Source organism: Labrys sp. Lb11, from assembly GCF_057554225.1.
Map to the genome: position 1 here is coordinate 436630 of NZ_BAAJOT010000005.1, position 19254 is coordinate 455883.

Here is a 19254-nt window from a genome sequence, read left to right on the forward strand (position 1 = left end):
AGCCGAACACTGGCTTGAACCTGCCTGCCACACCCCATCCGTCGCCCCTTCGGGGCGCCACCTTCCCCGCCTTCGGCGGAGAAGGCTTCGTCGCGCCTCGTCTTGCCGCCGTTGTGCGAGGCCTTCCGAGGTCAGGCCGGAGTCGAAATTATTTGCCGGCTTTGCGAATTGTCGCCCGCCTCAGCCGATCAGCCCGCGGGCGATCGTCTCTATGCCGGCGGCGTCGAGCTTGTAGTGGGCGTAGAGATGGGTGGGCGGGGCGATCAGGGCGTATTCGTCCTTGATGCCATGGCGCAGCAGCTTCACGCCGATGCCTTCCTCGGCCAGGATCTCTGCCACGGCCGAGCCGAGCCCGCCGAGGACATTGTGCTCCTCCACCGTCATCAGCCGCTTCGAGCCCGTCGCCGCCGCGATCACCGCCTCCCGGTCGATCGGCTTGATCGTCGGCATGTCGATGACGCCGACGGAGCGGCCCTCGGCGTTGAGCGTGCGCGCCGCCTCCAGCGCCGGATGGACCGGCATGCCGCAGCCGATGATCGTCAGCTCCTCGCCGCGGCCGTGCGCGATCGCCTCGCCGAAGACGAAGCCGGCGCCGGGCTGGTAGATCTGCGGGTCGCGGCCGCGGCCGATGCGGAAATAGATCGGCCGGTCATGCTCGGCGGAGGCGATGATCGCGGCTTCGAGTTGCGGGCCGTCGGACGGCGACACCACCGTCAGATCGGCGATCGCGCGCATGGTGGCGATATCCTCGGTCGCGTGGTGGGAGGTGCCGTAGAAGCCGAGCGAGATACCGGTGTGATGGCCGATCAGCCGCACCGGCTGGGCGCAGTAGGCCACGTCCATGCGGATCTGCTCGCAGCACAGCAGGCCGAGGAAAGATGCGAAGGTGGCGACGAAGGGCATCATGCCGGTGGTGGCGAGCCCGGCTGCCGCCGACACCATGTTTTGCTCGGATATGCCGAACTGGATGTAGCGGTCGGGATAGCGGGCCGCGAAACGGGCGAGGCCGTTGGAATATTGCAGATCGGCCGATCCGGCGATGACGGGATGGCCCGCCTCGACGAGCGCGATCAGCCCGCTGGAGAGATGGCCGAGGCCGGGATTTTTGGCGTTGAGCTGACGATACTGCCAGGATTCCGGCGAGAGCGGCTGGTTCATCGGTCAGATCGTCTTGCTCATGATTTCCGCGACGGCGCGCTCGGCATCGTCGGGCGCGAGATAGCCCAGATGCCAGCCCGGCTCGGTCTCCATGTAGGAGATGCCCTTGCCCTTGACGGTCCTGGCGATGATGCAGGCCGGCTTGTGCCGGGCCTGATCCGCTTTGATGCGGCGCAGCAGCGTTGTCAGCGCGACGAGGTCGTGGCCGTCGACCCCATGCACCTCCCAGCCGAAGGCCCGCCACTTCTCGTCGAGCGGCTCGATGCCGATGACGTCGTCGACGGCGCCGTCGAGCTGGAAGCCGTTGCGGTCGATGATCGCGACCAGCTTCGCGGTCTTGTGATGGGCGGCGGCGAGGGCGGCCTCCCAGACCTGGCCCTCCTGCATCTCGCCGTCGCCGAGCATGACGAAGGTGGTGAAATCCCGGCCCTGGACCCGTCCGCCCATGGCCATGCCGAAGCCGGCCGAGAGCGCATGGCCGATCGAGCCCGATGAAAAGTCGATGCCCGGCACCTTGCGCATGTCGGGATGGTCGCCGAGCGGACTGCCGAGGCGGGTGTAGCTGTCCAGCGTCTCCTTCGCGATGAAGCCGAGATCGGCCAGGATCGGGAACAGGCCCACCGCCGCATGGCCCTTGCCCATCAGGAAGCGGTCCCGGTCGGGCCAGGCGGGCTCGTCGCGACGCAGCGTCATGACGTCGTAATAGAGGGCGGCGAAGATCTCTGCGGCCGAGAACGCCGAGGTGTAGTGGCCGACCTTGGCGATCTCGATCAGGCGGATCGTTTCCAGGCGCACGAAGCGGGCCTTCTCCCGCAAATGCGCCAGCTGCGCCGGGTTCGGCGTGAAATTCGAATCATCGTCTGTCGCCAAGACCTTCGCTCCCTGTGTCCCGTCGGGCCGGATTCCGGTCGACGGCATCACCCGTCCTCGTTCATGTCCCCGAGCAGCTTCTCCTGGCTCTCGCCACGACTGATTTGCATGTCCAAGGCAAAATCCGTGCCGCCCAGACCCCGCGCGTGCAGGCAGGTTCGATGAAGCCGGTCTAGAGCAAAGCGCGTTTTGGTGGAAACGCGCGTTGCTCTAACTCCTTGTTTCGACGCGTCTTTGCGACTTGACGCGATTCCGTCAAATCGCAAAACGCTTTAGCGGACCGCCGTCACCGCAGGCGGGGCCCAGTCATCCCGCTTCACCGCATCGGTCGGCACATAGGCACGGAACGTCAACGTGAACGGCTTGCCGGCCGCCGAGGGCAGCCAGTTGGAGTCGGGCACCCCCGGCACCGGATGCGGCCCGATGCCGATCTTCAGCGAGCCGTCGGCCTCCGTCGTCAGCTTGGAGGACCGGTCGAAGCTGAAGCGGTTCTGCGGGTTCGGGGCGACCCGCAAATCCGGCAGGCTCAGCAGGGCAAGCGACCAGAAGGCGGTGGCGGCGCTGCCGGGCAGGCCGTCGGCCGGGAAATGGATGATGTAGCTGGCACTCCCGTCCAGCGGCTTGCCGTCGGCATCCTGGGTCGTCGTGAAGGCGCTGAGCTCGTCGCGTGTGTTGGCCCAGATCTCGGCGTAGCTTGCCGCGGCACGCTGGCGGTAGTCCGCACCGTAGTGCCCGGCGCGGCCGTCGCCGATCCAGCCATTGCGCGGCGGCCCGCCCTGGGTGGCGGCATAGGCCTGGAAGGCAGGCACCACGTTCTCGTGCACGAACCTGCCGATCGCTGCCTTCGGCTCCGGCCCACTCACCGCATAGGCCGCGACGGTACGGACCTTCTGCTGCAGCGGCGCAGCCGCGGGCGACACGTCGAGGGCGCTGGCGATCACCGCCTCGGCATTGTCGAAGACCTCGGCGCCGAGCAGGCTCTTGTTGTCGAAATCGGGCACGGGCGGCGCCGGTTCGGCCGTGACCGTGCCGATCGGCGTGGCCGTGAATTGCTTCTGCAAGGCGAGGGCTCCGTCCGGATCGCCCTTCAGCTCGATCCGCACCAGCATCTTCGCCTTGCTCGAATGCAGTTCGATGCGTCCGGCGTCGGCCGGGATGTCCACTTTCGAGCCCGGCCGCACGATGGCGAACTTGCCGTGCGGCTTGGTCGGGAAGCGGCGCTCGTTGACGTTGGCGATGACCTCGCCCCATTCGTCGAGGATCTGCACGGTGTAGTAGCGGTCCTTGATTTCCGGGATCTCGAGCATCACTCCGCCGTCATCGTCGGCCGCGAGCCACGCCTCCAGGGTGGCGACGTCGAAATCGGGATTGACCATGTCGGCCGAGCCCAGCGGGTCGTACTTGATCAGGTTCCAGGCAAAGCCCGGATCCTTGAAGTCCCGCTGTTCCTGCCGGATCACAAGGGCGCGGCCGAGCAGGTAGGTGTAGGCATCGGTGACGATCTGATCGTCGGGCCTGGCCGGGGGAGTCTGCGGCTTGGCAGGACCGGCCGCCACGATCAACCCGAGCCCCGTGATCATCGCGGCGGCCAGAGATATGATCGGTTTGGGGGCCATGATCTTGCGCCTTTCGCAGCTTGGGCCGCGGCGACTCTGCGACCCGGCAACGCTGGACTTTCTCATTGTTGCTCCGCCATGACCAGTGGCAGAGACGGCCCGGGCGAAGATGGAAGGCAGCGGTCCGCGGCGGGGCATGAGGGCGGATGGGCCCGGCCCTCCGTGCCGACGCAGCGCGGCCAAGGTGCTTTCCACCCGGCCAGCCGCGCTTCGAGACGCTCGATCTCTGCCTTCAGGTCGGCGATGCGCATGTCCCGTTCGTTCCGGGCCGTGGCAACGTCGGCCGCTTCGAAGCGCTGGGTGACATGTTGCGGGCGGTTGGTGTCCCGGGCCGCGACTCAGAAGCCGAGATCGCTCAGCCCGGGATGGTCGTCCGGCCTGCGGCCGAGCGGCCAATGATATTTGCGGTCGGCGTCGCGGATCGGCGCATCGTTGATGCTGGCAATACGCCGGCGCATCAGCCCCTCGCCGTCGAACTCCCAGTTCTCGTTGCCGTAGCTGCGATACCACTGGCCGGAATCGTCATGCCATTCATAGGCGAAGCGGACGGCGATCCGGTTGTCGCGGAAGGCCCACACCTCCTTGATCAGGCGGTAGTCGAGCTCGCGCTGCCATTTGCGGGCAAGAAAGGCCTCGATGGCCGCGCGTCCCTGCAGGAATTCCGCCCGGTTCCGCCATAGGCTGTCGGGCGTGTAGGCAAGGGCGACCCGAGCCGGGTCGCGTGAGTTCCAGGCGTCCTCGGCCAGGCGGGCCTTCTGGGCGGCGGTTTCCGCGTCGAACGGGGGCAGGGGCGGTCGGCTCATGGTCCGGGTCCTTGATGGGCAGGGTCTCTCGGGCCCCTGCGCCCCAACCGATTACGGCCTTCCGCCCGACAGGAACAGTCGCCCGAACGCAAAACAATTTTCCATGCGGTGGAAGCTTGCCCGGGCAGCCTAATCCGTCATCCCACGGCAGCTTTCCGAGCAGCGGCTGCAGGCCTGGACGCAATCGGCCATGTCGCCGATGCGCGCGCAGGCACCGGCGCAGTCGTCGCAGATCTCCGCGCAGACGGCGCAGAGCCGCCGGTAATGCGCGGAGCCGACCAGCATGACATGCGCCGTCGCCCGGCAGGTCTCGGCGCAGGCCAGCATGCGCTGGATGTGGGCGGGACTGGAATGCTCGCCGCCCAGGGACAGGCAATGGTTCGTCGCCATGCCGAGGCAGGTCCGGTAGCATTGGAGACAGGCCTCTATGCAGGCCTGCACGGCCTGGTCAGGATGATGCATCGCATCCCTCCTTTCGATCGGTTTGGCGGCCGGTTCACGGAGCGCGGCCGGCCTCGCTGCCTGGGGACGGCGCCGGCTCAGGAGCCGGACACGTGCTCGGGCTTGCCCTTGCGCTTCGTGGAAGCCAGCTTGCGAAGCTCCTTCTCGCTCATCGATTTGGCCATGGACTTGGACGCTCCCTTGAGCTCCCGGGAGCTGATTTCACCGCGTTTGGCCGCGAGCGCGGCACCGGCGGCTTTCTGCTGCGCTTTCGATTTGGCGGGCATGGCGGGCCTCCTTGCTTGTTGACCGCACGGGCGACCCGTCGTCCGGCTCGGCCGTCGGCGGGAGCGCCTCATGGAGGCAACGGGCCAGGCCGGCCGCCGTTCCATGGCAACTCCGTTGGGGGGTGAGCCAGCCGGATGTCCCGGGCACCGCGCGGAACCGATGCCGCGCGAGCGGGTTGCTGTTTCGAGACGGGCGGGGATGCCGGCGCCGCGGCCGAAGGAGGAGGAGATGCACAGGGATGCCGGGGGCGAGACCGCTTCGGCCAGGGGCAATCGTCTCCGTCTTATTCCGGCGACCGCGCTGGCGATCGAACGGCGGCGGCGAGGCCGGGGGTTCGAATATGTCGACGAACAGGGCTGCCGAATTCGTGATGAAGCCACCCTGGCGCGCATCCGGGCTCTGGCGATTCCGCCTGCCTATCGGGACGTGCGCATTGCGACCGATCCGCGCGCCCATCTGCAGGCGACCGGCCGGGATGCGCTCGGGCGGATCCAGCATCGCTATCACGCCGACTGGGAACGGGTCCGCGAAGGCCGCAAGCTCAAGCGGCTGCGGCGCCTGATCGAAGCCCTGCCGGATCTGCGGGCTGCCGTGCGGCGGGACATGGCGTCGCGGCGGGTCTGCCGGGACAAGGCCCTGGCCTGCGCCGTTGCCATCATCGACCGCTGCCATTTGCGCGTCGGCAACGAGACCTATGCCAAGACCAACGGCAGCTACGGTGCCTCGACCCTGCTCAAGCGGCATGTCGAGGTGTCGGGCAGGCGAGTCGCGTTCCGTTTCCGCGGCAAGAGTGGCAGGCTGATCGCAGGCATCGAGGATGATGCAGCCCTGGCACGGGCGCTCGGCCGGCTCATGACCTTGCCCGGGCGCCGTCTGCTGCAGTATCGCCGGGAGGATGGATCGGTCGCCCCCGTTCGAGCGGGCGACGTCAACGCCTATCTCAGGCGCGTCGGCGGCCTGCCGATCAGCAGCAAGGATCTGCGCATGCTCGCCGCCAATGCGGCGGCCGCCGAACGCCTGCTGGCATGCGAGGAGGCGGCGGGCGGGGCGGATCGCCGGCACCACCTGGCCGACGTCATGCGCACCGTCTCCGAACAGCTCGCCAACACGCCGGCAGTGGTCCGCAAGAGCTATGTCCACGAGATCGTCGTGCGGGCCTATGCCAGCGGCCGGCTGCGCCGTGCCTACGCCAAGGCCCGCCCGCGTGCCGGTTGCTCGCGGATCGAGCGTACCCTGGCGCTGCTGTCGGAAGCGGACAGGCGCGATTGTCCGCCGGCCCGGACTCAGCCGGCCTCGGGGTGCATCGAGCGCAGATAGTGCTCGGCGTGCTGGTACCAGTTTTCCGCTTCGACGGCGTCGCCGGCACGGGCGCTGGCGTGGCCGAGCGCGAGATATCGCTCGTAGCTCGCCCGGGCGCTGCGGTCATGCCGCCCGGCCTTGCTGGATGTGGCGGTCGACAACCAGGGGCGCCTCGGGCTAGGCGACGTGGTCGTGAGGATGTCGTTGGTCTGGGGCATTGGGATCCTCCGGTCAGCCCAGGACCTCGGCAACGATCTCCCGCAGCTCCTCGCGCGTGAGGCCGCAGGGTTCGGGCTTCCATGCCGGATCGGGGGAACGGCTCCCTCGTGGGGGGCCGATGATTGCCGGACGGGGCTTGTGCTCGGCCGGCTTCGGTTTCGTGTGCGTTCGCATGCGTCTTCTCCTGCCGTCCGGCGAACCGGCGGCGTTGTGGCCCAGACTGGGCAAGGCGACCGACAGGGAGCCGGTGGAATGCCGCAATTCCGGATCAAATGGGATGAGGAACCGTGCCGGCGCTCGATCGGATGATGGTGAGCGGACCAGGCGGCCGGTTTCTGCCACTGATATGGGAAGGCGCGGCCGCAATATCAAGCCGGCGGTGCAGACAAGGCTTGCGTCGCCCCGACTGCACCGCGCCACGGCTGAGCGCCCGCTTCGGAAACCGACGGGCCAACGGCGTCAGAGCAGGAAGTCGCTCGCCTGGACCGAGGCCAGGCCGTTGACCTGCACGGAGACGTCGCTGACGCCGTCGCCGTCGATGTCGCCGTGCAGGAAGAGGTTGCCGTTCTGCGTCACGAAGCGCAATTCGCCGGCGTCATGCGAAAAGGCGGCCGTGCCGATGAAGTGAAAGGCCTGGTTGCCAGCGGCGCCGGCCTCGGCATCGATGTTGCGCAGGTCGATCCGGTCGCCCTGCGCGTGGCTGAAGTCGACGACGATATCCCGTCCGGCCGTGGCGGGCGTGCTGTCGGCCACGGTCGCGACGATGAAGAGGTCGGCGCCGGCGCCGCCGGTCAGGCGATCGGCGCCGAGATTGCCGTTGAGCTTGTCGGCGCCGCCGCCGCCATTGAGCCTGTCGTTGCCGTCCAGCCCGCCGATCGTGTTGTCACCGTCATTGCCAGTCAGGAGGTTCTCCCCGGCATTGCCCTTCAGCGACAGGGCAGCCGAGCCGAGCAGGGCCGCATTCTCGACATTGGCGTAGCTCGCAAGGTCGAGGCTCAGGACCGAGGATTCGACCGTGTCGACGCCGCCCAGAAACAGGCCTTCCGTGATGCTGTCGCCGGCATTGTCGACGATGTAGATGTCGTTGCCGGTGCCGCCGGCCAGCGCGTCGGCGCCCGTGCCGCCGTCGAGACGGTCGTTGCCGCTGCCGCCGCGCAGGGTGTCGACGTCGCCGCCGCCGGTCAGCACGTCGTCGCCGCCATTGCCGAGCAGCAGGTCGCGCTTCGCCGTGCCGGTGATGTGCTCGTCGGAGTCGTCGCCGAAGACCTGGACCGTGTCGTCATCGCCCCAGGTGGGGCCGAACGTGAAGGCCGCCAGGTTGAGGTTCGTCGTCGCGCCCATGTCCACCTGCACGACGTAATGAGCGCCCGGCTCGGCGTTGCCGGAGATGGCCAGGCTGCTCGACACCTTGCCGGCGCCGAACTGGTCCGCCTCGAATGCCGCCGTCAGGGTGGTGCCGCTGACGCCGAGAAAGATCATCTCCTCCATGGAGAGGATGTCGGCGACCCTGAAGTCGACCGTGCCGGTGACGGCCGCCTGGATCAGCAGCGTGTCCGATCCGCCGCGGCCGTCGGCGAACTCGCCGGCCACCACGTCGCCGGGATTGAAGTTGAAGGTGTCGTTGCCGCTGCCGCCGCGCATGATGTCGGCGCCGCCAGAGCCGACGATGCGATTGCTGGCGCTGTTGGTGACGGTGACGATGTCGTTGCCGTCGCCGCAGAAGAACTGGTCGCTGAGGGCGTCCTGCAGGTCGGCGACGCTGCCGCCTGAAAATCCCGACAACGTGCCGGTACCGGCATTGGCGATATCCGCGCCGCCGGTCCCCGTGAAGTTCGTCATGGCCGCCCCACTCCTGCTTCGATGCGCCGGCTTGCCAATGTCCCAACGGAAGGCGTGTCAACGACGCTATCAGTCCGGGGCTGTGGAGGCTGTGCCATTTGGCACAACGGACGACATTGGGCAGGCGCGGCTCTACGCCCGCTGCGGCAGCACCGGCAGCGGTTCGGCGCGCCCGACGACGAAGGCGTAGGTGAAGGCGCCGATGACGGCGACGACGGCGGCGAGGGTGAAGGAGGGGGTGTAGTCGCCCCTGAACATGTCGAGCAGCCAGCCGAAGACGAAGGGACTGATGATGCCGGCGATGTTGGAGGCGAAGTTCTGGATGCCGCCGATCGAGGCAACATGGCGCGAGCTCGGCGCCACGTCGGCCGGCAGCGACCAGATGGCGGTCGCGGCGACCGCCAGGCTGCTGTAGGAGACCGCCAGGAACAGCAGCGCCAGGCCGACCGACGGCGCCAGCGCCGCCGGCAGGATGGCTGCTCCGCCGAGCAGGCCCCCGACCATCACGGTCTTGCGCACCCGCGTCACGTCGGCGCCGCCGCGGATCAGCCGGTCGGCGGTCATGCCGGCCACCCAGGCCGTGACCACGGCTGTGAGGCCGGGCAGCATGCCGAGCAGGCCGAGCTGGGTGAGGTTCAGGCCGCGGGCATTCTTCAGATAGTCGGGGAACCAGGTCAGGAAGAAGTAGATGACGAAGTTCAGGCAGAAGAAGCCGATCATCATGCCCCAGACGGTCCGGTAGCGGAACAGGTCGGCCCACCGGATTGCGGCTGCTTCGCGGCTGTCATTGGCCTCGGTCCGGCCGCCATTGTCGTCGATGTAGCGGCGTTCCAGCTCGTTGGCGCCGGGGTGATCGGCGGGATTGCGATAGATCCGGTACCAGGCCAGCGCCCAGACCAGGCCGAGCGCACCGAGGATGACGAAGGAGTAATGCCAGCTCATCAGGGCGATCAGCCCGGTGACCACCGGCAGGGCCAGCACCGTGCCGACGCGCGACCCCGAATCGATGACGGCGGTGGCGAAGGCGCGCTCGCTCTTGGGAAACCAGGTCGAGGCCGCCTTGGTCGCGGCCGGATAGGCCGGCGCCTCGCCGGCGCCAAGGGCAAAGCGCACGGCGAAGAAACCCCAGAAGCTGGTTGCGAGCGGGGTGAGGGCGGTGAAGAGCGACCACCACACCGCCGCCAGCGAGAAGGCCCGCCGCGACCCGACCTTGTCGGCGAACCAGCCGGCGACCAGCATCATGCCGTCATAGGCCCAGAAGAAGGCGCCGAAGATCAGCCCCTTCTCGGTGTTGCTCAGATTCAGGCCGAGATCCTTGTCGATATAGGGCAGCGCCACGCTCATGTTGGCGCGATCGAGATAGTTCATGGTCAGGCCGAGGAAGCACATCGTCAGGACGAGGTAGCGCACTCGGCTGGCTCCGGCCGGAGCCTTGGCGGGCGGTGCAGTCGGCTTGACGATAGGCGTCATGGCGTCGGTCCTCCTGGCTTGGGCGAGGCCGGTTTCGGTCCGGCCCGTTTCTCGGCACGCAGGCCGCAGGCGTGCCGGGCACGCCGGCACGGGCAGACACGGCAGAGTTTTCCTGATGATCCTCTCTCGAACGAAGACGGCGGACAGCGGGACGGGGACGATACCTGAAAGAATATTCTCAATATCGTCGGCACAGGCAAGACGATGCCCGACAATCACGCTCGGCGGGCAGGCCAGGATCCGACTTCAACTTGAAAGAGCAGCCTCGGATGCCGTCTACGGCCTCCGCCGCGCTACGCGCCCGCCGTTCTATCTACAGCACCGGAACGGGAGGCTCATTTCACGGATTCGGCTGAGGCTGCCGCACGGACGGCCGCAAGTCCTTGCGGGGCGCATGCTGTTCGCCGGACGTCCAAGTCCGGCGCCGAACTGATTCGATCGGCCGAGAAATCGTGGCCGTCGTCGACGCCATGCCGCCGCACTCCGGCCAGAACGCCGCAAAGATGGTCGTGCGCATCGGTAGGAGCAGATCGACGACGTAGCCGTCTACGCGACCTGACTGCACGATTTGAAACGGGGTATGGAAATCGGCATTAAGCCGTTGGAAAGAAAGTGGCTGGGGGACCTGGATTCGAACCAAGATTAACGGAGTCAGAGTCCGCTGTTCTACCGTTGAACTATCCCCCACCGAGCGGTGGCCGCCGCGGCGGCGCGTCGGAGGCCGGTTCCATAGCGAACCGGGCCTGCGTTGACAAGCCTCTCCGATGGAAAACTTCGCCTCAGGCCATTTCATGGTCCCAGGGCGGATCGGCGCCTTCGCGCGAGACCGTGATCGCCGCGGTGCGGGCGGCGTAGTCCATGGCCCGGCGGGCGACATCCTCGGTGATGCCGCCGAGCTTGTCGATGGCGAGCACGCCCTCGCGCTGCAGCACGTGGAGCAGGCCGCTGGAATAGCTGTCGCCGGCGCCGACCGTGTCGGCGACCCGGTCGACATGCGCCACCGGCCGCATCATGGAGAAGCCCCGGCCATAGCCGGTGGCGCCGTGGGCGCCGTCGGTCAGCACGACGAGGCTGGCGCCCTTGTGCACGAGGCCGCGGGCCCAGCCGTCCGGATTGATGGCAGGGTCGAGCCAGAGCAGGTCAGCCTTGGAAATCTTCACGATGTCGGAAGCCTCGGTCATCCGCTTCATCCGGGCGCGATAGGCCTCGGCGTCGGTGACGACGGTCGGGCGCACGTTCGGATCCATGCCGAGCACGCGCCGGTGCTTGTTGGCGAAGAACAGCTTCTCATAGGCCGAGGCGATGGGATCGTTGATCAGCGCCACGGAGCCGGTCCACAGCATGGTGACGTCGGGCAGGATCGCCGGCGAATCGCGTTCGGGATCGAACAGGCGATTGGCCGAGGCGTCGTCGATGAAGGCGTAGTGCGGCTCGCCCTCGCCGAGCGAGACGAAGGCGAGCATGGAGGGCCGGCGCGCCCGCGCCACGTAGCGCAGCGACACGCGCGAGCGCTCCAGCGCCTCGGCGAGCTGGTCGCCGAAGAAGTCGGTCGACAGCGCGGCGCAGAAGCCGACGTCGCCGCCGAGGCGGCCGATGCCGACGGCGGTGTTGAACGGGCTGCCGCCGACCGCGGGTCGGTAGGCGTCGCGCCCGTCGGTGCTCTTGACGGGCAGGAAGTCGATCAGGGCTTCGCCGCAGACGACGATCATGGGGTTCCTCGACGATGGTGTGAAGCTTGGGGTCCAGGGTTGCCGGCGAGCGATGCCGTCACAGGGGTTCGGTTTCGAAGACGTGGATCTCGGCGCCGCCATCGGCGAAATTGGCGAGGTCCGCCGTGGCGGCCTGGCCCTCGGGCGAGGCGAGCGCCCTGCGGTACGCATCCATCGATGCGAATGTGAGCGTCGCGATCAGGTGGACCGGGCTGCCGGCGAGCGTCTCGACCGGTCCGCGGCTGATATCGTAGCTCACCAGTCCGGGCAGCGTCCTGGCCAGCGGGACATGGCTGGCGGCATAATAGCGGTCGAAGGCATCCTTGTCCTTCGGCGTCCGGTAGACGACGACCACTCTGGCCATGGTTCCCTGTCCTCGCTGCTGCCTTCGCCTCCGGGCCGGCTCGGTCTATTCCAGCGGCCCCACCGCCGCCTCGACCGCTTCGACGATTCGACCGGTCTGCGACAGGGCCAGGATGTCAGCCAGCTCGTGATGATACCAGCGGTCGCCCGCCAAGGCCGGCTCGATCGTCTCGCGGATGGCGTCCAGCGCCGCGCGCGAGCCCTTGCCGATCGGGTGGTCCTTGCTGAGGTCGGCGACCAGGGAGAGCGCCTGGGCCGCCAGGAGCATCTCGACGGCGACGATCTGCTCGACGTTCTCGACGATAGTGCGGGCCTTGCGGGCGCACCAGGTCGAGTTTGAGACGTGGTCCTCGGCATTGCTCTTGCCGGGGATCGAATCGACCGAGCCGGGCGTGGCCAGGGCGCGGTTCTCCATCACCAGCGCCGACATCGAGCATTGCACCGTGGCATAGCCGGTGTTGAGGCCGCGCTGGCCGGCGAGGAGGTTGCGCGGCAGGCCGTAGCTCATCACCGGATCGATCAGGCGCGCCAGGCGCCGCTCGCAGATGGCGCCGAGATCGGTCATGGCGATGGCGAGCAGATCCATGGCCTGCGCCACATAGGCGCCGTGGAAATGGCCGCCGGAGATCGAGACGAAGCCGTCCGCCCCGTCCTCGAACATCAGCGGGTTGTCGGTGGCCGAGTTCATCTCGGTGGCGAGGATCCGGTCGATATAGGCGAGCGCGTCGAGGACCGGTCCGTGCACCTGCGGCGCGCAGCGCAGCGAATAGACGTCCTGCACCCGCGGCGGCACGGGCTTGGCGGGATCGCGAGCCTCGTCGGGGTAGAGCACGGTGCGGGCCGCCTCCGAGCAGCGCCGAGAGTCGCCGGCGATGCGCAGCACGTTGCGAGCCACCTTGGCCTGGCCGGGATGGGGGCGGGCGGCGTGCACGCGCGGGTCGAAGGCCGCCAGTTCGCCGCGCAGCGCCTCCAGGCTCAGGCAGAGCGCGATGTCGGCGTGCTTGCGGATGCGCCTGGCGTCCTCGGCCGCCAGGGCCGCGATCGCCAGGGACACGGTGGAGCCGTTGATGATCGCCGAGGCCTCCTTGGCGCCCATCGGATAATCCGGCGCGAAGCCGGCGCGCCGCGCCGCCTCCGGCGCCGGATAGAGCTTGCCGCGGAACTCGACCTGCACGTCCTCGAAGCCGCGGATGGCGCCGGCGAGATAGGCCAGGGGAGCAAGGTCGCCAGAAGCCCCGACCGAGCCCTTGGCAGGGATCACCGGATGCAGCCCGGCGTTGAGGAAGCCGATCAGCCGGTCCATCAGCGCCAGGGTGGAGCCGGAATAGGCCGAGGCGAAAGCGTTGGCGCGCAGCAGCATGGTGGCGCGCACCACGTCGCGGGGCAGGGGCTCGCCGATGCCGGTGGCGTGGGCGCGGATGATCTGGTCCTGATAGCGCGCCATGTCGGCGATGGGGATGCGCACTTCCTTGAACAGACCGACGCCGGTGTTGAAGGCGTACATCAGCGGCGCGGTGTCGGTGAGCCAGTTGCGCTCGATATAGTCGCGCGCCTTGCCGACCCTGTCGCGGGCGGCCGCGGCCAGGACGGCCTTCTCGAAGCGGCCGCTCGCGTTGGGCCGGGCGGCCCTCGCCACCATCCGCCCGGTCATCCGTCGGCCGTCGATCGTCACCGCCATGGCGTGCTCCTGCAGGTCAAGGTTCGAGAGGCCGGAGCGGCCCGATCCGCGGCAGGTCTGACCCGGCGGAATCCGTGCAGCCCCGACGGCCTGCCCCAGTCGCGCCGGGCCGGAGATCTTTCACCGGCTCCACGCCTGCTGCCGCCGACCCGACTCTTACAATGGCGGATGGACTGTCACAATCCGCGGTCGGCCGGCGACAAAAAAGCCGGGGCGTTTCCGCCCCGGCTCCTCGTGCCTCCCGGCGATGCCGCGGGATCAGCAGGAATAATACATCTCGAACTCGACGGGATGCGGGGTGTGCTCGAAGCGGATCACTTCCGTCATCTTCAGCTCGATGAACGAGTCGATGAAGTCGTCGGTGAACACGCCGCCCTTCTTGAGGAACTCGCGATCCTTGTCGAGGGAGGCGAGCGCCTCGCGCAGCGAGGCGCAGACGGTCGGGATCTGCTTGAGCTCCTTCGGCGGCAGGTCGTAGAGGTCCTTGTCCATCGCCGGGCCGGGATCGATCTTGTTCAGGATGCCGTCCATGCCGGCCATGAACAGGGCGGCGAAGCACAGATAGGGGTTGGCCGCCGGATCGGGGAAGCGGGTCTCGACGCGCTTGGCCTTCGGGTTGGAGGTGTAGGGGATGCGGTTCGAGGCCGAGCGGTTGCGGGCCGAATAGGCCAGCAGGACGGGCGCCTCGAAGCCCGGGACCAGGCGCTTGTAGGAGTTGGTCGACGGGTTCGAGAAGGCGTTGATCGCCTTGGCATGTTTGATGATGCCGCCGATGTACCACAGGCACTCCTGCGACAGGTCGGCATATTTGTTGCCGGCGAACACCGGCTTGCCGCCCTTCCAGATCGACTGGTGCACGTGCATGCCCGAACCGTTGTCGCCATAGATCGGCTTGGGCATGAAGGTGGCCGTCTTGCCGTAGGTTTGAGCCACCTGGTGGATGCAGTACTTGTAGATCTGCAGGTGGTCGGCCATGGTCACCAGCGTGCCGAACTTCATGCCGAGCTCGTGCTGCGCCGAGGCCACCTCGTGGTGGTGCTTCTCGACGACCACGCCCATCTGCTGCATGGCGGCGAGCATTTCCGAGCGCATGTCCTGGGCCGAGTCCATCGGCGGCACCGGGAAGTAGCCGCCCTTCTTGGCGATGCGGTGGCCGAGATTGCCGCCTTCATACTCGGTGTCGAAGTTGGTCGGCAGCTCGATGGAGTCGAGCTTGAAGCCGGTGTTGTAGGGATCGGCCTTGAAGCGCACGTCGTCGAACACGAAGAACTCGGCCTCGGGGCCGAAGAAGGCGGCATCGCCGATACCGGTCGACTTCAGATAGGCCTCCGCCTTCTTGGCGATGCCGCGCGGGTCGCGGCTGTAGGGCTCGCCCGTGGTCGGCTCGACCACATCGCAGGTGATCGACAGCGTGGACGCGGAGAAGAACGGGTCCATGGTCGCCGTGGTCGGGTCCGGCATCAGGCACATGTCGGACTCGTTGATGGCCTTCCAGCCTGCGATCGACGAACCGTCGAACATCGTGCCTTCGGCAAAGATTTCCTCGTCCACCAGGCTCTGATCGAAGGTGACGTGCTGCCACTTGCCGCGCGGATCGGTGAAGCGGAAGTCGACATACTTGACGTCGTTGTCCTTGATGAACTTCAGGACATCCTTGGCAGTCTTCATGGCGTGCGAACCTTTCCTATTCACGCATGTCTTATGGTCGCCGCGCGGCCGGGCGGCCGCGCCCTGCAGCGACGTTGGAGTTCAGATGGCGTCGAGCCCGCTCTCGCCGGTGCGGATGCGGATGGCTTCCTCGACGTTGAGAACGAAAATCTTGCCGTCGCCGATCCGGCCGGTCTGGGCGGCCTTGCGGATGGCGTCGATGGCGCGCTCGGCCCGCTCGTCCGGCACCACCACCTCGATCTTCACCTTGGGAAGAAAATCGACGACGTATTCGGCGCCACGATAGAGCTCGGTATGGCCCTTCTGCCGGCCGAAGCCCTTGGCCTCGGTTACGGTGATGCCTTGCAGACCGACTTCCTGCAGCGCCTCCTTCACCTCGTCCAGCTTGAACGGCTTGATGATGGCCTCGATTTTCTTCATGGGCTCTCCTCAGCTTCCCGGCATTCTCGCAGGGAAGCCAATCGCTGTTAGCAGGTCGCGTGCCAATCGGCCAATGGGAAAAATTGGCTGGAAAATCAATATACTACGCCGACAACTCCGAAGCCTGGCGCGCCATCGCCGCATAGATTGCCTAAGTTTTCATCGTCCTGCCAACAAAATATGCTCGGATTTGGCCGCGGTTGAGGCCTGCCGCGGCGGTGGCGCACCGGATTTGGGCAGGCCTGCCGCCGCTTGACGGGAGGCGGGAGCTCGTGCAGCCAATCCTCCGTCGATTTGCCGCAGGCGGGCGCGGTCCGCGCCGCCGAGGACGCAAGCCATGCACGAACTCTTGACTCCCGCCGAGATGAGCGAGGCCGACCGCCTGACCATCGCGGCCGGCACGCCCGGCGTCGAGCTGATGGAACGGGCCGGCCGCGCCGTGGCCGATGCCGTCGGCCGCCGGCCCCTGGCAACGCCCGTGCTCGTGCTCTGCGGCCCCGGCAACAATGGCGGCGACGGCTTCGTCGCGGCGCGCATCCTGGCGGAGCGCGGCTTTCGGGTGCGCCTTGCCCTGATGGGCGCGCGCGATGCCCTGAAGGGGGATGCGGCCTTGGCGGCGGCCCGCTGGCGCGGGCCGGTGGAGGATGCCGCCGCGGCTGCACCGGACGGCGCGGGGGTGATCGTCGATGCCCTGCTCGGGGCTGGCCTTGCGCGCGATGTCGACGGCGCCATGGCCGCGCTGATCGGCCGCGTCAACGCCGCGGACCGGCCGGTGGTCGCGGTCGACCTGCCGTCCGGCATCGACGGGGCGACAGGCCGGGTGCGCGGCATCGCAATCAGGGCTGCCGAGACCGTGACGTTCTTTCGCCGCAAGCTCGGGCATGTCCTGCTGCCGGGGCGGCTGCATTGCGGTCCGGTGCGGGTGGTCGACATCGGCATCCCCGACGCGGTGCTGGCCCGCGTCGGTCCGCGCGCCGGCGTCAACCTGCCCGCTGCCTGGCGGCATGCCTTTCCGGTGCTGGCGGCGGACGGGCACAAGTACACGCGCGGTCATGCCGTGGTGGTATCGGGCGGCATCCAGGCGACGGGCGCGGCCCGGCTGGCGGCGCGGGCGGCGCTGCGCATCGGCGCCGGGCTGGTGACGGTGGCGAGTCCGCCGGGCGCGCTGATGGTGCTCGCAGCGGCGCTCGAGGCGGTGATGGTGCGGCGGGCCGACGGGGCCGCCGGCCTTGCCGCCCTGCTGGAGGACAAGCGCCGCAATGCCGTCGTTCTCGGTCCCGGCCTCGACCCGGACGAGCGCACCTGCGAGATGGCGGAGGCCGTGCTGGCGGCGTCGCGGGCGGCGGTGTTCGACGCCGGCGCCCTCACGGCCTTTGCCGCCGATCCCGGGCGCTTCTTCCGGGCGATCGCCGCGGGCGCCGCGCCGACGGTCCTGACACCGCACGAAGGCGAGTTCGCGCGCCTCTTCGCCGCAGCCGCCGCCGGCGACGGCAAGCTCGGCCGGGCGCGCCGGGCTGCCGCGCTCTCGGGGGCGGTGGTGGTGCTCAAGGGCCCGGACACGGTGGTGGCCGCGCCGGACGGCCGGGCTGCGATCGCCGACAATGCCCCGCCGGCGCTGGGGACCGCCGGGTCCGGCGATGTGCTCTCGGGCATGATCGGCGGCCTCCTCGCCCAGGGCATGCCGGGTTTCGAGGCGGCCTCGGCCGGCGTGTGGATGCACGGGGCGGCGGCACAGGCCTTCGGCCGCGGCCTGATTGCCGAGGACCTGCCGGACCTTCTGCCCCGCGTGCTCCAGGCGCTCGACGGCGGGGACTGACGGGCGCCGTCGCTCAGCGCACCTCGAACCAGCGAGCCGTGGCGGAGCCGGGACGGTCGATCGTCACCATCTCCAGGAGCCATTTGCCGGGGTTGTCGGCGACGAAGGCGACCTGCACGGTTTCCCCGGCACCCACCAGGATGGAGTCGAGCCAGTAGGGCTCCCAGCCGTCGTCGAGCGCGTGCAGCACGCGCGCGGAATGTCCGTGCAGATGCACGCTGCGGGCCGCGTCGCCGCCATTGGTCATGGCGAGCGTCACCGGGGTGCCGCGCTTGACCGAGAACAGCGGCGCGCCGCCGACGCCCCTGCCTTTGGCGGCGGCGACATCCAGCCTCGCCCGGCTGGCCCGGGCAAGGTCGATCGCCTCGGGCAGGCGGGTGGGCAGGGACGCCGGCGGCGGCAGGGGGGCGGCGCGGGCGGCTTCGTTCGCCACGGGCTGGATGCGGACGATCTCGACGACGTTGGCCCCGCTCAGCAGGGCGATGCCGGCCAGGGCTCCTTCCGCCAGCGTCCCGTCGACGATGAGGTCGGCCCGCCCGCCCGGCGCCAGATCGAGCCGGCTGCGGTCCGGCGGAAAGGGGGTGTTCACCGGCTGCCCGTCGAGCGCCACGATGATCGGCGAAATGCCGGCGAAGGCGAGGGCGGCGATGCTGAAGGTGGCGGCATTGACGAAGCGCAGGCGCAGCCTTTCGTTGCGGCGTAGCGCGATCTCCTCGCCGCGCTTGGAATTGACCGTCAGCAGCGGCACCGGCGTCTCGCGCCGCCAGCTGTCGAGCACGAAGACGAGGTCGCGGTCCACCGGCGGTGGCTGGGCCTCTTCGACGACCAGCACGCCGTAGAGGCCGCCGGGCGTCAGCCCGGTCTGGCTGTCGGTCGGCGGACGGTAGAAATAGGTGCCGGCGTCCACGGCCTTGAAGTGGTAGTCGAAGGAGCCCCCGGGAGGGACCGCCGCCTGCGTCAGGCCGGGAACGCCGTCCATGGCGTTGGGAAGCCGCACTCCGTGCCAGTGCAGGCCGGTCGGCCGGTCGAGCTTGTTGACCAGCCGCGCGAACACCTCCTTCCCCTGTCGGACGCGGATCTGGGGGCCGGGCGTGAGGTCGTCATAGGCGAGGGTCGGGACCGGCGGCTTGTCCGGGCCGTCGAGCGGCAGGCTGGAGGGAGCCGCGACCAGGATCTCCGGCACGGCATCGTCCGCCACCGCCCCGGCCGGCGCGGCGAGGCCGAGGATGGAAAGGCCGAGCCCCTGCAGCGCCAGGCGGCGGGTGAGGGCGGGCGCGGGGGCGTCGAATGGCAAGGACTGTCTCCATGCGGATCGGGTGCCGCTATTTTGCCCGATTCTCCGTGCCGATGCGGCATATCGGTGACATCGGTGGCGCTCCGCGTTTTTTTTGATGCGCTCTGCGCGCGGCATGCTATATGCGCGCACCATTCCGCGGGGCGCAGGTTCCGCGGAGGGAGCCCTTTGCGGGCGTGGCGGAACTGGTAGACGCGCTGGATTTAGGTTCCAGTGACGAAAGTCATGGGGGTTCGAGCCCCTCCGCCCGCACCACGATGCCACGAAAGTCGAGCGACGGCCGGGCATGAGGGGCACTTGATC

17 protein-coding genes and 2 tRNA genes are annotated in these 19254 nt (G+C 68.5%); 3 read left to right on the top strand and 16 right to left on the bottom strand.

Translation table 11 applies throughout. The features are described from left to right. Positions 1-180 precede the first annotated feature (180 nt). From AC27L4_RS20650 to AC27L4_RS20675, 6 genes are all read right to left on the bottom strand, one after another. Positions 181-1158, bottom strand: coding sequence for a transketolase family protein (locus AC27L4_RS20650; RefSeq protein ID WP_487144240.1), 978 nt, complete (start codon positions 1156-1158; stop codon positions 181-183). A gap of 3 nt (positions 1159-1161) precedes the next feature. Further along, positions 1162-2028: a transketolase gene (locus tag AC27L4_RS20655; RefSeq protein WP_487144241.1), complete on the bottom strand. Its 867-nt coding sequence runs from the start codon at positions 2026-2028 to the stop codon at positions 1162-1164. 272 nt (positions 2029-2300) lie between these two features. After that, positions 2301-3644, bottom strand: a complete 1344-nt coding sequence (locus tag AC27L4_RS20660; protein WP_487144242.1) for a DUF1214 domain-containing protein — start codon at positions 3642-3644, stop codon at positions 2301-2303. 338 nt (positions 3645-3982) lie between these two features. Further along, the gene (locus AC27L4_RS20665; protein ID WP_487144243.1) at positions 3983-4447 is read right to left on the bottom strand and encodes a nuclear transport factor 2 family protein; all 465 of its coding nucleotides are present in this window, start codon (positions 4445-4447) and stop codon (positions 3983-3985) included. Between the two features lie 129 nt (positions 4448-4576). Further along, entirely contained in the window at positions 4577-4909 is a 333-nt protein-coding gene (locus AC27L4_RS20670) for a four-helix bundle copper-binding protein (RefSeq protein WP_487144244.1), read from the bottom strand. Positions 4910-4986: 77 nt separating this feature from the next. Then, complete coding sequence (locus tag AC27L4_RS20675) at positions 4987-5175, bottom strand: DUF3008 family protein (RefSeq protein WP_487144245.1); 189 nt, start codon at positions 5173-5175, stop codon at positions 4987-4989. A gap of 229 nt (positions 5176-5404) precedes the next feature. On the opposite strand from AC27L4_RS20675, the gene AC27L4_RS20680 reads away from it, so the two are divergent. Further along, on the top strand, positions 5405-6493 hold the full coding sequence (locus tag AC27L4_RS20680) for a DNA topoisomerase IB (protein WP_487144246.1): 1089 nt from the start codon (positions 5405-5407) through the stop codon (positions 6491-6493). On the opposite strand, the gene AC27L4_RS20685 is transcribed toward AC27L4_RS20680, so the two are convergent. The 9 genes from AC27L4_RS20685 to AC27L4_RS20725 all read right to left on the bottom strand — a co-directional run bounded on the left by AC27L4_RS20685 (position 6460) and on the right by AC27L4_RS20725 (position 15841). Continuing rightward, on the bottom strand, positions 6460-6693 hold the full coding sequence (locus AC27L4_RS20685) for a DUF4167 domain-containing protein (RefSeq protein WP_487144247.1): 234 nt from the start codon (positions 6691-6693) through the stop codon (positions 6460-6462). The two genes, AC27L4_RS20680 and AC27L4_RS20685, sit on opposite strands and share 34 nt — an antisense overlap. 460 nt (positions 6694-7153) lie before the next feature. Beyond that, on the bottom strand, positions 7154-8533 hold the full coding sequence (locus tag AC27L4_RS20690) for a hypothetical protein (protein WP_487144248.1): 1380 nt from the start codon (positions 8531-8533) through the stop codon (positions 7154-7156). A gap of 132 nt (positions 8534-8665) precedes the next feature. After that, positions 8666-10003 carry an MFS transporter gene (locus AC27L4_RS20695; protein WP_487144249.1) on the bottom strand — a complete coding sequence of 446 codons (1338 nt, stop codon included), beginning with the start codon at positions 10001-10003 and terminating at the stop codon, positions 8666-8668. A gap of 613 nt (positions 10004-10616) precedes the next feature. Further along, a tRNA-Gln gene (locus tag AC27L4_RS20700) sits at positions 10617-10690 on the bottom strand. A gap of 92 nt (positions 10691-10782) precedes the next feature. Beyond that, entirely contained in the window at positions 10783-11712 is a 930-nt protein-coding gene (locus AC27L4_RS20705; RefSeq protein ID WP_487144250.1) for a carbohydrate kinase family protein, read from the bottom strand. Positions 11713-11770: 58 nt separating this feature from the next. Then, positions 11771-12076 carry an EthD family reductase gene (locus AC27L4_RS20710; protein ID WP_487144251.1) on the bottom strand — a complete coding sequence of 102 codons (306 nt, stop codon included), beginning with the start codon at positions 12074-12076 and terminating at the stop codon, positions 11771-11773. A 45-nt stretch (positions 12077-12121) separates the two neighbouring features. After that, a complete protein-coding gene (locus AC27L4_RS20715) occupies positions 12122-13753 on the bottom strand; it encodes an HAL/PAL/TAL family ammonia-lyase (RefSeq protein ID WP_487144252.1) in 1632 nt (543 codons plus the stop codon). A 258-nt stretch (positions 13754-14011) separates the two neighbouring features. Continuing rightward, positions 14012-15421, bottom strand: a complete 1410-nt coding sequence (glnA, locus tag AC27L4_RS20720; protein ID WP_487144253.1) for a type I glutamate--ammonia ligase — start codon at positions 15419-15421, stop codon at positions 14012-14014. An 81-nt stretch (positions 15422-15502) separates the two neighbouring features. Next, positions 15503-15841, bottom strand: coding sequence for a P-II family nitrogen regulator (locus AC27L4_RS20725; protein ID WP_487144254.1), 339 nt, complete (start codon positions 15839-15841; stop codon positions 15503-15505). Between the two features lie 337 nt (positions 15842-16178). Between AC27L4_RS20725 and AC27L4_RS20730 the strand changes: the two genes are divergently transcribed. Beyond that, the gene (locus AC27L4_RS20730) at positions 16179-17657 is read left to right on the top strand and encodes an NAD(P)H-hydrate dehydratase (protein ID WP_487144255.1); all 1479 of its coding nucleotides are present in this window, start codon (positions 16179-16181) and stop codon (positions 17655-17657) included. A 13-nt stretch (positions 17658-17670) separates the two neighbouring features. Here AC27L4_RS20730 and AC27L4_RS20735 read toward each other — a convergent pair whose 3' ends face one another. Beyond that, positions 17671-18951, bottom strand: a complete 1281-nt coding sequence (locus AC27L4_RS20735; protein ID WP_487144256.1) for a multicopper oxidase family protein — start codon at positions 18949-18951, stop codon at positions 17671-17673. Positions 18952-19121: 170 nt separating this feature from the next. On the opposite strand from AC27L4_RS20735, the gene AC27L4_RS20740 reads away from it, so the two are divergent. Beyond that, a tRNA-Leu gene (locus AC27L4_RS20740) sits at positions 19122-19206 on the top strand. Positions 19207-19254 lie beyond the last annotated feature (48 nt).

Excerpts from the sequence above, each read along its gene's own strand:
- AC27L4_RS20665 (WP_487144243.1), bottom strand. The coding sequence starts at position 4,447 with ATGAGCCGACCGCCCCTGCCCCCGTTCGACGCGGAAACCGCCGCCCAG.
- AC27L4_RS20670 (WP_487144244.1), bottom strand. The coding sequence starts at position 4,909 with ATGCATCATCCTGACCAGGCCGTGCAGGCCTGCATAGAGGCCTGTCTC.
- AC27L4_RS20650 (WP_487144240.1), bottom strand. The coding sequence starts at position 1,158 with ATGAACCAGCCGCTCTCGCCGGAATCCTGGCAGTATCGTCAGCTCAAC.
- AC27L4_RS20675 (WP_487144245.1), bottom strand. The coding sequence starts at position 5,175 with ATGCCCGCCAAATCGAAAGCGCAGCAGAAAGCCGCCGGTGCCGCGCTC.
- AC27L4_RS20715 (WP_487144252.1), bottom strand. The coding sequence starts at position 13,753 with ATGGCGGTGACGATCGACGGCCGACGGATGACCGGGCGGATGGTGGCG.
- AC27L4_RS20660 (WP_487144242.1), bottom strand. The coding sequence starts at position 3,644 with ATGGCCCCCAAACCGATCATATCTCTGGCCGCCGCGATGATCACGGGG.
- AC27L4_RS20690 (WP_487144248.1), bottom strand. The coding sequence starts at position 8,533 with ATGACGAACTTCACGGGGACCGGCGGCGCGGATATCGCCAATGCCGGT.
- glnA (WP_487144253.1), bottom strand. The coding sequence starts at position 15,421 with ATGAAGACTGCCAAGGATGTCCTGAAGTTCATCAAGGACAACGACGTC.
- AC27L4_RS20710 (WP_487144251.1), bottom strand. The coding sequence starts at position 12,076 with ATGGCCAGAGTGGTCGTCGTCTACCGGACGCCGAAGGACAAGGATGCC.
- AC27L4_RS20705 (WP_487144250.1), bottom strand. The coding sequence starts at position 11,712 with ATGATCGTCGTCTGCGGCGAAGCCCTGATCGACTTCCTGCCCGTCAAG.
- AC27L4_RS20685 (WP_487144247.1), bottom strand. The coding sequence starts at position 6,693 with ATGCCCCAGACCAACGACATCCTCACGACCACGTCGCCTAGCCCGAGG.
- AC27L4_RS20725 (WP_487144254.1), bottom strand. The coding sequence starts at position 15,841 with ATGAAGAAAATCGAGGCCATCATCAAGCCGTTCAAGCTGGACGAGGTG.
- AC27L4_RS20680 (WP_487144246.1), top strand. The coding sequence starts at position 5,405 with ATGCACAGGGATGCCGGGGGCGAGACCGCTTCGGCCAGGGGCAATCGT.
- AC27L4_RS20730 (WP_487144255.1), top strand. The coding sequence starts at position 16,179 with ATGCACGAACTCTTGACTCCCGCCGAGATGAGCGAGGCCGACCGCCTG.
- AC27L4_RS20695 (WP_487144249.1), bottom strand. The coding sequence starts at position 10,003 with ATGACGCCTATCGTCAAGCCGACTGCACCGCCCGCCAAGGCTCCGGCC.